Origin of the sequence: Janthinobacterium sp. NKUCC06_STL (assembly GCF_019345455.1) — a bacterium.
GTDB classification, from domain to species: domain Bacteria; phylum Pseudomonadota; class Gammaproteobacteria; order Burkholderiales; family Burkholderiaceae_D; genus Janthinobacterium; species Janthinobacterium rivuli.
In genome coordinates this window covers 172537-185075 of sequence record NZ_JAHKQY010000010.1, presented here as the reverse complement: position 1 = coordinate 185075, position 12539 = coordinate 172537, and the positions used below count along the sequence as shown (strand labels likewise).

At 51.2% G+C, this 12539-nt stretch carries 16 protein-coding genes; 6 read left to right on the top strand and 10 right to left on the bottom strand.

The annotated features are described in order from the left end of the window. Window position 1: 1 nt before the first annotated feature. On the bottom strand, window positions 2-862 hold the full coding sequence (locus tag KO539_RS24950) for a TnsA endonuclease N-terminal domain-containing protein (protein WP_219312514.1): 861 nt from the start codon (window positions 860-862) through the stop codon (window positions 2-4). 1088 nt (window positions 863-1950) lie between these two features. Here KO539_RS24950 and KO539_RS24945 point away from each other — a divergent pair. From KO539_RS24945 to KO539_RS24930, 4 genes are all read left to right on the top strand, one after another. Continuing rightward, entirely contained in the window at window positions 1951-2463 is a 513-nt protein-coding gene (locus KO539_RS24945; protein ID WP_219312512.1) for a DUF2844 domain-containing protein, read from the top strand. A 13-nt stretch (window positions 2464-2476) separates the two neighbouring features. Next, window positions 2477-3685 (top strand): DUF3443 domain-containing protein, encoded by a 1209-nt coding sequence (locus KO539_RS24940; protein ID WP_219312510.1) that lies wholly within the window; start codon window positions 2477-2479, stop codon window positions 3683-3685. A 121-nt stretch (window positions 3686-3806) separates the two neighbouring features. After that, window positions 3807-5894 (top strand): hypothetical protein, encoded by a 2088-nt coding sequence (locus tag KO539_RS24935; RefSeq protein WP_219312508.1) that lies wholly within the window; start codon window positions 3807-3809, stop codon window positions 5892-5894. A 471-nt stretch (window positions 5895-6365) separates the two neighbouring features. After that, entirely contained in the window at window positions 6366-7304 is a 939-nt protein-coding gene (locus KO539_RS24930; protein WP_219312653.1) for an IS5 family transposase, read from the top strand. A 269-nt stretch (window positions 7305-7573) separates the two neighbouring features. On the opposite strand, the gene KO539_RS30390 is transcribed toward KO539_RS24930, so the two are convergent. From KO539_RS30390 to KO539_RS24885, 9 genes are all read right to left on the bottom strand, one after another. After that, window positions 7574-7942, bottom strand: coding sequence for a transposase (locus KO539_RS30390; RefSeq protein WP_257626452.1), 369 nt, complete (start codon window positions 7940-7942; stop codon window positions 7574-7576). Window positions 7943-8054: 112 nt separating this feature from the next. Beyond that, on the bottom strand, window positions 8055-8228 hold the full coding sequence (locus KO539_RS24920; protein WP_219312506.1) for a hypothetical protein: 174 nt from the start codon (window positions 8226-8228) through the stop codon (window positions 8055-8057). A gap of 19 nt (window positions 8229-8247) precedes the next feature. Next, window positions 8248-8436 (bottom strand): hypothetical protein, encoded by a 189-nt coding sequence (locus tag KO539_RS24915; protein ID WP_076572324.1) that lies wholly within the window; start codon window positions 8434-8436, stop codon window positions 8248-8250. 14 nt (window positions 8437-8450) lie between these two features. Continuing rightward, window positions 8451-8837 (bottom strand): DUF6283 family protein, encoded by a 387-nt coding sequence (locus tag KO539_RS24910; protein ID WP_219312504.1) that lies wholly within the window; start codon window positions 8835-8837, stop codon window positions 8451-8453. Window positions 8838-8851: 14 nt separating this feature from the next. Continuing rightward, window positions 8852-9103 (bottom strand): hypothetical protein, encoded by a 252-nt coding sequence (locus tag KO539_RS24905; protein WP_219312502.1) that lies wholly within the window; start codon window positions 9101-9103, stop codon window positions 8852-8854. 41 nt (window positions 9104-9144) lie between these two features. Continuing rightward, complete coding sequence (locus KO539_RS24900; RefSeq protein WP_219312500.1) at window positions 9145-9333, bottom strand: hypothetical protein; 189 nt, start codon at window positions 9331-9333, stop codon at window positions 9145-9147. 33 nt (window positions 9334-9366) lie between these two features. After that, the gene (locus KO539_RS24895) at window positions 9367-9621 is read right to left on the bottom strand and encodes a hypothetical protein (RefSeq protein ID WP_219312498.1); all 255 of its coding nucleotides are present in this window, start codon (window positions 9619-9621) and stop codon (window positions 9367-9369) included. Window positions 9622-9691: 70 nt separating this feature from the next. Next, window positions 9692-9889, bottom strand: coding sequence for a transcriptional regulator (locus KO539_RS24890; protein ID WP_257626451.1), 198 nt, complete (start codon window positions 9887-9889; stop codon window positions 9692-9694). Window positions 9890-9903: 14 nt separating this feature from the next. Beyond that, window positions 9904-10563, bottom strand: a complete 660-nt coding sequence (locus tag KO539_RS24885) for a site-specific integrase (protein WP_219312494.1) — start codon at window positions 10561-10563, stop codon at window positions 9904-9906. Window positions 10564-10636: 73 nt separating this feature from the next. Between KO539_RS24885 and KO539_RS24880 the strand changes: the two genes are divergently transcribed. Further along, entirely contained in the window at window positions 10637-11503 is an 867-nt protein-coding gene (locus tag KO539_RS24880; RefSeq protein ID WP_219312492.1) for a tyrosine-type recombinase/integrase, read from the top strand. Window positions 11504-11727: 224 nt separating this feature from the next. After that, on the top strand, window positions 11728-12516 hold the full coding sequence (locus KO539_RS24875) for a DUF5677 domain-containing protein (RefSeq protein WP_219312490.1): 789 nt from the start codon (window positions 11728-11730) through the stop codon (window positions 12514-12516). The last annotated feature ends 23 nt before the right edge of the window (window positions 12517-12539 follow it).

Below are 12539 nucleotides of genomic sequence, written 5' to 3'. Positions count from 1 at the left end.
CTCAATCCGCCTTTAATTGGCTCACAAAGGAGATCGCGCTGTGGTGGATCGTCAACGCCGGACAAATTCCGCCAAGCGTCAGGGCCTGATGTGCGATATCAAGCCGGATTGCCTTTTGAAGAACCAAATATTTAAACAACAGGACACCATCCGGATAGGGCACATGGGTGGCGGTCGCCGCGGCACGGATCATGGATGACAATGTACGCTCTCCTCGGACATAGTGTTCCAGGGCATCCAGGAATTGAAGTTGAACGTCCTGCTTCTGCAGGTGACGCTCCAACGACTTACCTTTCCTGAGCCAGATCAGATTGGTGATTAATGTCGCTCCTAAAGTATTTTCCGTTACCAGCTTCCAGTCGTCGACGCCTTGAGCATGCCAAATGGCCTTTTCCAGTTCCAGCTTTTCAACAGTGTGTTTCAGGTCGGGGGATGGTTGGAAGGCTTCTTCGTATTTGACCGTGCGGGCCACCAGTTTGTGCGATCCATCGGGCTCCTGCAGCGTGACCATAAAGTCAGTGCTCATCACGTAGTGAAGTTGGGTGCCGTGGAAGCGGGGATAGCGAATGCCAAGCTGCCCAGCAATATCAATGGCCTGTTCGGTCGGAAAGAGTGGAAACTGCTCTCGAATATCGACTACCTGCTCGGAAAATTCGAGAACCAGAAAATAAGCAAACTCCAGTTCCGACAGAAATTCGTGCAACCGGCCCGTCTTGACACCTTGCACCTTGCGTGACCGGCCTTGCGATGGGACGTCCTGTACGCGCAGCCAGGGCTTGTAGTTTGCACCATCCCCTTGCCCGTATCCGTGTGCAATATAACGATCAATATCGGTTTGCGTTTTGAAGCGTCGTCCCCGCACTGTTCATACCTCTTAAAAAGAAATAGCACGCAATTATAGCGAAAGGCAGGCGCCCACACGCCCAGTTTCATGTCTACTTGCTCCCGTCGGCAGTGAGTTGCATGGCTGCAGATACTGGCAAGTGCATCCATGCTCGTTCACCTACTGCTGTTCTTCTCCTACCACCCAGACATGTCGCCATGTCTGGGTCAGCAGCATGCGGGCACTCGATTTCGGAGTAGTCCTATTTACCATTGCTGCGCGCCTCCGCAAATTGTCAAATTAATAAAACTTCGATGTTCTTTCCGAAATAGCCACCGCTTCATTTTTTGCCTCTCCCAATGCATTGCATTTTGGCTGTGCATGGCCGCGGCAGTTTCGACAGAACGCAGTACCTCAATCAAGGATAGGTGAATGGTATTTATACGTACGGCGGTTACTGTCTGGAAGCGAAGAATGGATGCCAGCTTGCAGCCATCTCGGTATTTGGGCAGTGCAGCTAAGGTGTTCCCACTGGTGGCGGGGCGGGGGCGCTTTCGACGTGCCAGGTGGCTCGTCGCGCTAACCATGTCGGGCTTGTCATCGGTGGCGCAGGCGCAGACAGGAACGCTCAAGCTGATGCTGGTGCCTGGCCACATCCGAGCGCTCAAGTTCGCACCGGCCACCAGGGTAGGTCAGAAATGCTCCGACGACATCATTCCCGAACCGGGATGGTTTTTCGAGTAGCGCTTCGGTTTGGACGGTGTGTTCATCGTGACACTCTTCCTGAACGTTGACTCAGGCAACGTTGCGTAGGATTTGTGCAACAGAGCCCCCCAGAGATCAAAAAATAGGACTGGTCCTATTTTTTCGATGCCAACTTCATACTAATCTACAAGTGCTGAAATGACAATTAATGGTGCCGATTGGCGGACATTATTTGGAATTCGACAATTCGACACGCTAATTAATCAATAATTTAAAAATTCGGTTTATTTAAATTATATTTGCATGTGGCTTTAAAAATAAAATCGGAATTAATCAAGGATTCCATAGGTCGGCAACAATACATGGCGCGTAATATTCGTCGGAGATATATCTTTGATTAATAAATATACGCCGCGTTCAAAGTGATCGCGGCGATCCATAAGCAATATTCAGAAAAAGTCGAATCTATGAAATTCTTTATACCTTTCGGACCCGCATGTGTGTCACTGTTTTTGCAATCAACGCCTGCATTTGCGACACTCGGTGCCCCTGTGGTTGCGCTGCCCAGTAGCGCTAAAGCGGCAAATGGTGCGCAGTCCAAGGTTAGCGGCCGCATGAGCAACTATCGCAATTATGCGATTAACGAAAAAATAGACCAGTCAGGCACCACAGTGCGGGAATACATCAATGCCGATAACGTTGTATTTGCTGTCAGCTGGCGAGGACCAAACATGCCAGACCTGCGACAGTTGCTGGGCAGCTACGCCGATCAATATGCGTTTGCCGCTAGCCAGCGGAAATCAGGTCAGCGTGGTGTTGCAATTCAGTCCGACCAATTAGTACTCCGTTCCGGAGGTCATATGCGTTCGTTCGCTGGAAGTGCATATGTGCCGGGCCTGCTGCCGCAAGGCGTGACTTCAGACGATATTCGCTAAGAGGAAGAAAACAATGCGTTTCCTAATATTTGCGTTGTTCCTGCTGTTGCAGGCTTGCGGTAACGAAAATCGCCTCGATAATACGGCGCCACCATCTGCGCCGCTATCCACAAAACCCATCGAACCTCCCACTAACACCGTTGCAGTGGTAGTCGACAGCGGGCCCTTGATTTCTGGAAAATCAATTAATACAATCAACGTGCCCTACGTCTCAATTACCGTTTGCGTGCCTGGTAGTTCCACGCAATGTCAAACGATCGATCATATCTTGCTTGATACTGGCTCAATCGGTCTGCGAATAATTTCCTCTGCCCTCGCTGTAAATATGCTGCTACCAGCGATGCTTAATACAGAAGGCAGACCTGTCGTAGAGTGCACCCAATTTTCCGATGGCTACAGTTGGGGTTCCGTGAAACAGGCAGATGTGCGTATTGCTGGCGAGGTCGCCCGCAATATTCCAATGCAGATCATTGGTGATAATACATTTCCCTCGGTACCTAGTGGTTGCTCCAGTGTTCTACCCGCACAAAACACCGTGGAAACTTTTCACGCCAATGGCGTGCTTGGCGTCGCGCCATTCGTGCAGGATTGTGGAGCGAATTGCGCCGATAAAAATATAGAGGGACGGTATTACGCCTGCTCGGACCAAGATTGCAGATCCACGGCGATGCCCTTAGCCAAGCAGGTAAGCAATCCAGTCGCATCATTTCAAAAAAATAACAATGGCATAGTGTTGCAGTTGCCAGAAATTGATGCCAAGGGGGTTGCCAGTGCTACCGGCCTTTTGACTTTTGGCATCGGCACACAATCAAATAATTCTTTAGGTAGCGCCAACATCTATACCTTAAGCAGTGTGGGAAATCTTGAAACAGTATATCAGGGGCGAGTATTGCAAGGATATTTTGATACAGGTACGAATGCTTTATTTTTCGCTGATCCCGCCATAGCTTTTTGCAATAGTGCTGCCAGAATGTTGGAATTTTATTGCCCGAGTTCCAGCTTGAGTCGTAGTGCGGTCAATACCGGAACCAACGGGCGCAGCGGCTCTATTAATTTTGATGTGGCTAGGGGAAACAGTACTGTGTTTGGTAAGCAAGCGGGAATAGGCGTAGACGATAGGGAATTTATCTGGGGACTTCCATTTTTCTTTGGCCGTACAGTCTACACTGCGATTGAAGGAATGGACGCTGCCGGTACGAAAGGCCCCTACGTCGCATATTGAAATTTTGACCTTGAAATTTCACGCGCAATACTAAAGTATCTTAAATGAAAGGAGAAATACCGCTGGGTTGAGGCGATAGTTTTGAATTTAATTTCATATTAACAAAAAAAAGGAAAATGAAATGATTAAACTGAATACATTTCTCATGAGTTGTACGGCATTTGCCATTGCCGGAATTTTAAACGGCTGCGGAGGCGATACTGAAAAAGGAGCGAAACCGAGAGCTCAAATTAAATCGCAACTAGCTGCCCGTGGTGCGACTATTGTCGCAAAAGAAGGATTATTAATCAGCGAAGTTGCCGCAAACTATAGGCGCGATAAGGGAGGGGCATGGTTTGAGGTATTTAATAACTCGAGCATGCCAATTAATTTAAGTTCCTATAAGTTGCGATCAGGGGGGCTGAATGTTTCTAATTATTCCCAATTGTACCAAAATCCATTGTCCTCCATAGATGTAAGCCCGGCGCCTGTGACATTTAACCTGCCGAGCATGATTATTCCTGCAGGCGGGTATTTTGTTTTAGCAGGAAAAGATTATACGGACTTGATCAATGCCGAGCAGAAATATATTACAGCCAATAAGACAGGCCACGCCTATATTGTTGACCCAACAGGAAAGTATGTTCCTTATTGGACCGATGCGGCTGGCTTTGTGGAATTACTTGATGCAACAGATGCCAGAAATGTGAAAACGGCCGATTTTGTTCGATTTGGAACGGAAACGACTAGTCCAATGACGGCCAATTTTTGGAATAATGGCAGTGCTGACATTCTAAAAAACGTAGCAGCGTTCCCGGAACGAATAACCCATGAAGTAAGTTTCTCGTTCGATCCCCTTGATCATAACAGTGCGTCAATAGTGCGACTGAGCAATAAACTCAGGACAACGGGTACAAACAATGACTGGACCTTGGTGGGGTTTCCCACCCCTGGCGGCAAAAACGACGTGGACGGAACTGCAAAGGATAGTGATAAAGATGGGATTCCCGATTCTGCGAAGGTCAAAGGTGGAACTTTTGCAGGCTTGGACTTGTATGGTATGGGCGCGCGTCCGGGGCAAAGAGATCTATTTATTCACATCGATTATATGCTGGATCCGAACAATCCAATCATCGACTTGCAGAGCGCCGCACTAAAAAATATTGTAGATGCTTTTCAGGCGAATCAGCGTAAGATTTCTGTGCATTTTGATGCTGGAAATAAGTTCTCCCCGACGTTTGATGCAGTAAATTATAATTTGTCTGGTAATGTATCGCATGAACAGCGCCTTGACACCTGTACCCAGCTTACATCACCACTTGCTGATGCTGTTAATGGTCTTAAGGCACTTGAATCAGGCTGTAAAAATTTATATGCCTATTCCAGTGCCGTCGATGTACGTCGCAGAGCGATCTTTCGATATGCTTTAATGGCCAGCAAGAATAAACCTGCAGGCCCATCAACTGGCTCTGGCCTTGCCGAACTTCCTGGAAATAAATTTCAGGTAACAATGACAGACCTGCTTAGTGGTCCCTTTCCTGCAGATCAGAGGTATATTAATTTTCGAATAAATACCCAGGCTAGCACGATCATGCATGAGTTGGGCCATACGCTTGGATTACGTCATGGTGGCGACGTGAATGATCACCGTAAGCCAAATTATTATAGTATCATGAATTATTTGTATCAGCTTAATGGATTGCCATCTTCGGCCACAGGGAATGATGCACTGTACCGTTACTTTCATTCGGTGAATAATTTCCCTACAGCTGCCAATGCAGTCCGAGTAAATGGTTTTATAATAGGCTACAATTATATTCTGGCTGGCAATCCTCAGGGTACAATGACGTATTGTGATGTGCCTGAAGGCCCCTGCAATACCCCGAATATGAAGATTGATTATTCGGATGGCAGTGGAGGTAGTTTAGATGAATATGCTGTCGATGAAAGTTCCTATATCGGACGTGGTGCGGATCCGGGCGTCTATGGCAATTGGAATACAAATAATACGAAAGAAACATATACTTACGTACAATATATTTCTGATCATGCGGTAGCAGGTGTCATTAAAGATCATGATGATTGGGCGGCAATTAAGCTTGTAGTAGGGAGAAATTATAAAGACCCTATGACCAGTGGCTACGCAAAACGTCTTGCCAGGCCTAACGTAAAGCCTCAACTCATCATAGGTACCGTTGCAACGGAAGAATCGCTGGCGGCTCCCCTTTAGTAATGATGATTTTTTGAAGATCGACGAGGATAAGCTCAGGCATATTCTCGCTTACATTGGCCGATTACGTCGACCATTACGACCATTCCATGGTGCGTTGTTTATCCGTACGTGGAATGTGTTTATATGTGGCGGTGATACCTGGAAAAGAATATGCCTGGCTTGGCGGCAAGGAGAACTTGACATTCTCTCTTGCCACCGCACCGCCCGTCGCGAACAGGGCCTGGAACGCTGAGTGAGCTGCTGATTCATTAGGTTTTTCGCTTGAAATTCACGCATGGATTTTTGATTTCTAAAGCGGAAAATTTCCAGAAATTGAATTCATTAGTGCTACCCTATGGAAGTACTGATTTATTCATCTGGCACCGTTTCCTGCAGCGGTCCGACCTGAGACCATAACAGTATCGCCACCATCTGGCATCAACCATGTAAAAGAGCTTCTCCAACCTTGAATACGCCGCCAAGAAGAAACTGACGCGGCGCGACCGGTTCCTGGCCGAGATCGACAGCGTGACACCTTGGGGCAAGTTGTATAAAGCCGTGGAGCAGTTCTACCCGAAGGTCGAGGGGGCCGGTCGGCCACCGTTTGGAATGGCGCGCATGCTGCGCATGTACGTGGTGCAGCAGTGCTTTGGTTTGTCGGACGAAGGTATCGAAGACGCGATCTACGACAGCCAGTCCATTCGTGCTTTCGTCGGCATCGACTTGGGCCGCGAATCGGCGCCAAACGCGACGACCTTGCTGAAGTTCCGCCACCTGCTTGAGGCCAACGGGCTGACGCGCCAGATCTTCGACACGATCAACGGGCACTTGGCCGAAAAAGGCTTGATGATGCGCGAAGGCACCATCGTTGACGCCACGCTGATCGCCGCGCCACCGTCGACCAAGAACAAGGACGGCAGCCGTGCTCCGGAAATGCACCAGTCGAAGAAAGGCAACAACTGGCACTTTGGCATGAAGGCCCACGTCGGCGTCGATGCTGCGTTTGGCCTGGTGCATACCGTCATCGGCACGGCCGGCAATGTCGCCGATGTGACCCAGGCGCATGCTTTGCTGCACGGTGGTGAGACCGTCGCGCTCGGCGACGCTGGCTACCAGGGCGTGGAAAAGCGGCCCGAAAACATTGGCAAATCGGTGACGTGGCACGTGGCCATGAAGCGTTCCAAACGCAAGGCGCTGCCCAAGAGCAAACCGGGTCGCCTGACGGAAAAATTGGAGTATCTGAAGGCCAACGTGCGGGCAAAAGTCGAGCATCCGTTTCATGTCATCAAGAACCTGTTCCGTCATTGTAAGACGCGCTATTGCGGCTTGGCCAAGAACACTGCACAGCTCTTTACCTTGTTCGCCTTTGCCAACCTGGTACTGGCCGGAAGACGTTTTACGATCACCGAATCCCGTACTCCGTCTTGATTGCAGAAAGACGCGAAGCATCGCGTCAACTTGAACGAAAAATGGGCTTGAACGGCTCACCGGTCGACCATTGGGCGCGCCAACCTCTCCAGAAAACCGAATTGATCAGCGCTTCCCTTAGTAAGAACGTTGGGACATTAGCGCATGCACACTTATCAGGCAAAAACATTTGCCCCCCCGCAAGGTAGTGCAGATCTTTTGCTAAATGAAAAAGCGGCGTACGGATTGGAAGATTTGTTCGTTAAATATTGGCGTTCACGAGGAGGTAACTAATGTTTCGAGATTGGCTTGGTATGTGTAGAAACATACGGGAATCTACTGTTGCGAAGTCCGATTGTATTTGCCCGGAATGTGGCGCAAATACAATCGACCTTCAATTCGTTGGGGACGTTGCCGGTACGACTGATGATCGTGCGCCCTTTCACTGAAATGCCTGAATTGCGCTGACGAGGAGCGACGCCAAGAAAGGCCGCGAATGCCTTGGCGTTGCAAAACCGACGAATGTCGCCTAACTGGCCCAGGATTCTTGCTGCTGTGGCCATGCCATCATCAGGGATGCTGACAAGAAGCTGAGCATCATGTTTCAGCCTGGGATGGCGACCAATATGGTCGTTAAGGGACTGCGCCAGTTGTGTCAAACTTTTTTACGTTGTGTCAAACTTTTTTAGTTCGTGTCAAACTTTTTTATTTATCAACAGCTCCACCAGTCAATAAATACAAAATACGATTCATATACTTTTCCTTGATGGGTTAGCGCAGGCCCAGGACGGCCTCAGCCTGAGCCGTGGAGACTGCCGCCGCCTTCGCGTATGCCTCGACCGCCCGGCGCCGACCAACAGCGCCTAGCGCGATCTGAGCCTTGCATTCGGCCAGCAGCTTTTCGCGCCTGGCGGCGTCCTGTTTCTGTTTAAAGTCGTTTGCCATCGTTGGGATTTCCTTTGGGTCAGATGTTCCACTTGCCGCGCAGCTGTACGATGCGCTGGCCTTTGCGTGTGCGCTCGGCTACAGCTTCGGCACCGGCCGCGATTGGTGCACCAGCCAGCGCGGCGGCGGCCATCGTAGTGTCGTAGTTCTCGACGGCGCGCACCAGGTCAATCAGTTCGCGCAGATCGGGTTGCAGTTCATTCAGCATGCTCTTTTCCGGTATCAAATCAGTTCGTCGGCCGGATCAGTTGCCCGGAGTTTTTCCAGCACCTGCTGGTAGTTTGGATGCAGATCCGGCCAACCGGTTCCAGGGCGCAGGGCAGATGCGTCCAAACGGCCCATAGCGACCGCCAGGCGCACGCCAGGATGTCGATGACCCACGGTTGCCATCCATCCCGCACATGCAACCTCGGCGCCATCCTTGGACTGGTGGCAGGCGAACATGCTCGCACCGAAGTCAGGCCCCATGTTACGGGTATCCGGACAGCAGCTCACCAAGCCTTCCGCCAAACTTAAATCAAAGTTCGGTATGTCTGTCGCGTCCCGATTGACGCGCCAGGGGCACGATGGGCAAGGCTTAGCGAGAGTGGTCAGCGTACAAGACGACATAGCGGCTTCCTTGATCAGAACAAATAGGCGCGGGCATCACCAGGCAGCGTCCAGTGTGTCGGCTCAAAACCCATCGTGCGGGCAATTTGACGCGCGTGGCCAGGCCCGATGGCGCCAGTCAATTGGTGAGCGCGAACATCAGCGCCGTCGCCTTTAACACGCAACCAGTACACGTCATTCGGGTGACTTGCTGCGAATTTCGCATCGTGCGCGACGATGACTTGGGCCGGATAATCGGCTGGTGGGGTCGCGTTGATTATCTGCATGTCTTTTCCTTGGCCATCAGGCCGGTTATGTTTTGGATCGTTCAGCCACCCATTTTTGCATCACCGTCGATCACCTTGCAGCCCGTTTTTATAGTCAAATAGATAAGTACAGCGATGATTATTACGCCAAATACAGGCGGCGATTCTTCGTGAACGAACACGAAATAGATGGCTGAAAAAATGGCGATCAGCAGGAACGGAAAAGCGACTTTGAGAGATTTTTTTTTCATAATTTTTTTTCCGGGTTATTGGGAGGCAGCGGGTTAAGTGAATTCCTGATGCACGTATGGAATGCCGATAGCTCCTGCCGCAAGCTTGCGCACATCGTTGTAGAAGTCCCATGGATTACCCATCGGTTTACCTTCGATAGGCGTGGAGATTTCCAACAAAGTCGCTTCCAAAGCCTCTATGCGCGCCCGGTAACGATTCCGCTCGGCCGACTCGCGCCTTGCTTCATGCATATAATCTGCGTGACGTTCATCGCGCAGTTCAATCAAGTCTTTTTCAGTTAGTGCCATGCTGGCCTCCCATTTCGTCGGGCTGAATTACGCTTCCATGTAGACCATTATATGCCCTCAATGAGGGTAGTCAAGCACCTTTTTCTTCTCTATCTAAAATTTCTTGAATGAACTTCCACGCCATATCTGGCATGCCCCGCGCCGAGTCGCTCGGAGGCAATATCCAGTTGTCCAGCGTCTTGCGCTTGACGGCGATTCGATCTGCGAATTCATCACGCGTCATATTGAGACGATGCATAGCGTCCCGCAAAAATTCCTGCTGTGTCATCTGTATCTTCGGCATCAAAACACCCCCGCTGCAATTGCACCCAGGCGCACTGGATCGGCGTCGATCAAATTCTTGGTGGCGCGCAGCGTCTTCAAACCCAACAATACTTTGATGCTCTTGAGGTCGTAGCCCTTGTTATGCAGGCGGACAGCAAATGTTCTACGAGCGCTGGTGGCACTTGCCCCCTCGACTCCCGCTTGCATGTGCAGTTTACGAAAAAGCTGGCTCAGTGAGTCGCATGAGTAGCTGATGGTTCCCGCCGCCGTCTTGCGCTTCGTGAGCTTGTACGGCTCCCCTTCGTCAGTCAGGAAAATTGGGCTATCGGGGTCTAGACTTCGGTATACGCCCGTCCGCGTCGTGACCATTTGACGGTGCTCAATACGGTAAGCTAGGTACTGATCCAATGCGACGATCAGATCCTTGTTTGACCAAAATACAGGCCGTCTCGTGCCGTTGTATGCGACTTCTTCGCTGACATAGGATTCGTCCAGTACATTGCCATTCACGCCCAGGTAAGCTCTAATCGGCAACCGCGCAATCTCTTGCAGCGTCATGCCGGTGCCGTACAACGTGCGCAGCATAGGTACGTTGCGAACCGGCAACTCTCCACTGACCGCGGCGATTTTCAGCATTTTTTTTAGATCGAAATCTTCAACGTAGGGGGTCTTTGCCATTACATTTTAAGCCTTATAATGCGGTATTCAGAGTTAGTTATGGAAAGAATACGCGGAATACCCGCCACAGGCAATGCAGGCAGCCAAGTCCTCGGAAAAGCAGGCGGTGCAGATATTGCGCGCCGCGTTCGAGTATCTGGCGCGCGTGCACTATCTGGGAGGCAATCCCTGGCTGGCGGTCAAAGATCCCGTCGTCGATATCGAGACCGACCCGATCCAGGTGGAGAAGGCGCTAACGGCCGAGGCGTGGGAAGTATTAATCGCGGCGCTCGAGCGGCGTGCCCAGCAAGCCGCTGGGGTGCGGGACCGGATCGCCCTTGCGATGCTGTTGTTGATGGGCGATTCGGGATTGCGTCGCGCGGAAACGGTATCAGCCCGCCGCAACGCACTTATACCCAGTCGTCATGTGCCCGGCATCTGGATGCTGAAGGTGCTGGGCAAAGGGAGGAAGAGGCGGGTGCTGCCTGTCAGTCCCCGCACCATTGACGCCCTGCGCGCGCACTGGGCTGATCTTGGTGCGGACTTTGACCAGGCCGGCAATGATCGACCGCTCTTGTCACCCTTGGTCATACCGGGCACGCCGGCGGCGCTGGCACGCCATGGTGAAGGAGCGGCAGGGCACCGTGGGTACACGGCAGGAGCGCTTTACGATGTGGTCACAGGGGCCTTGCGGCGCGTGCACGACGACCTGCAGGCCCTGGGGGCCGAAGCCGAACTGTCACCTGAAGACATGTTTGCCCTGATCGAAGCAACGCCGCATGCCTTCCGGCACACTTTCGGCATGCTGGCGATCGAAGGCGGGGTGGAACTGTATGTGGTGCAAGAAATTCTCGGCCACGCTAGCGCTGACACCACGGCCGTGTATGTTCGGGCGCGCGAGAAGCGTCTGGCGGAGGCGGTCGGCATGCTTTATCGAAACGACCCTATACGAATGAAATGAAAGCGGGGGTGGCACGCCGCTGTCGATGAATAATAAAGTCGAACACAAAAAAAATAGAGTTAGACACAAGGCACCCTTGCGACGATGCTTTCAGGAGCGGCCGCAACCGGACATTGCTCGCCTAACCGCCAACATATTTGACAGCTCGCGGCAATGTCGCGTCTTGCGCCCCGCAGCTAACACCAGTTACGCTATATGTTTGAAGAACAAATTTTGGGGTCAATGTGGACTGGCTTAAAAAGGGTTTCCTTTCTGATGACGTCAAGACCTGGAGCGATTCGCTTCTGCGGGAGTTTTCAAAAGAGTTCGCTTTCTCACATGAACTCAATGAGGCAGCGATGTCACTGCTTCAGAGAACCTCGGTTGCTGGTTCTCGACAGGTCGCAAGCGGAGCCTTCCTCGCTCGTGCACTTCAATCGTATCAAGCGGCACTTCTACTACTGGAGCGCGGCATGTTGGCTGACGCCAGAAATGTCGTTCGCAGTATTGTTGAAACTGCGGTGACCATCGCTGGACTTGCATTCCTCCACGATATGCCACGTCGTCTTGCGGCCGACAACAACAAGCACTACAAGGCCCTTGCAACTATCATGCTCGAAAACCCCTTGTTCGAAGATATGTTGCCATCGGCCGAGAAGGAGGGCCTAAGGCAGCTGCTATCCGAGACCGATACCTACATGCAAAAGCCTGCAAAACTAAGTTTGGAACAAGTCGCAAATGAGGTCGGATTGGGCCGATTTTACAACCTGACCTATCGACCACTATCAGGTGACGCCGCGCATGCAACCGTTGATTCCATGAGGCGGCACATCGAATATGTACAAGGTGGCGGCCAGAAGCTCATCTTCAGGCCGCAGGTCTCTGACTTAGTGCCAACACTGCGTTTTGCTGCGTCGGCCATTCTCACCTGCTTTGAAGCGGCTGCCGAGTCATTCGGCAACGACGAAATGCAAACTTTCGCTGACGGGTGGTCGGAACGTCAATTTAAGGAATTGGGACACCCCGACGGGTAATCACACCGCCCTTTGTCGAAGAA

Bases quoted from the DNA above. Each gene is read 5' to 3' on its own strand.
- KO539_RS24880 (WP_219312492.1), top strand. From the start codon at position 10,637: ATGCAGGCAGCCAAGTCCTCGGAAAAGCAGGCGGTGCAGATATTGCGC.
- KO539_RS24895 (WP_219312498.1), bottom strand. From the start codon at position 9,621: ATGGCACTAACTGAAAAAGACTTGATTGAACTGCGCGATGAACGTCAC.
- KO539_RS24910 (WP_219312504.1), bottom strand. From the start codon at position 8,837: ATGTCGTCTTGTACGCTGACCACTCTCGCTAAGCCTTGCCCATCGTGC.
- KO539_RS24900 (WP_219312500.1), bottom strand. From the start codon at position 9,333: ATGAAAAAAAAATCTCTCAAAGTCGCTTTTCCGTTCCTGCTGATCGCC.
- KO539_RS24890 (WP_257626451.1), bottom strand. From the start codon at position 9,889: ATGACACAGCAGGAATTTTTGCGGGACGCTATGCATCGTCTCAATATG.
- KO539_RS24920 (WP_219312506.1), bottom strand. From the start codon at position 8,228: ATGGCAAACGACTTTAAACAGAAACAGGACGCCGCCAGGCGCGAAAAG.
- KO539_RS24885 (WP_219312494.1), bottom strand. From the start codon at position 10,563: ATGGCAAAGACCCCCTACGTTGAAGATTTCGATCTAAAAAAAATGCTG.
- KO539_RS24940 (WP_219312510.1), top strand. From the start codon at position 2,477: ATGCGTTTCCTAATATTTGCGTTGTTCCTGCTGTTGCAGGCTTGCGGT.
- KO539_RS24915 (WP_076572324.1), bottom strand. From the start codon at position 8,436: ATGCTGAATGAACTGCAACCCGATCTGCGCGAACTGATTGACCTGGTG.
- KO539_RS24935 (WP_219312508.1), top strand. From the start codon at position 3,807: ATGATTAAACTGAATACATTTCTCATGAGTTGTACGGCATTTGCCATT.
- KO539_RS24905 (WP_219312502.1), bottom strand. From the start codon at position 9,103: ATGCAGATAATCAACGCGACCCCACCAGCCGATTATCCGGCCCAAGTC.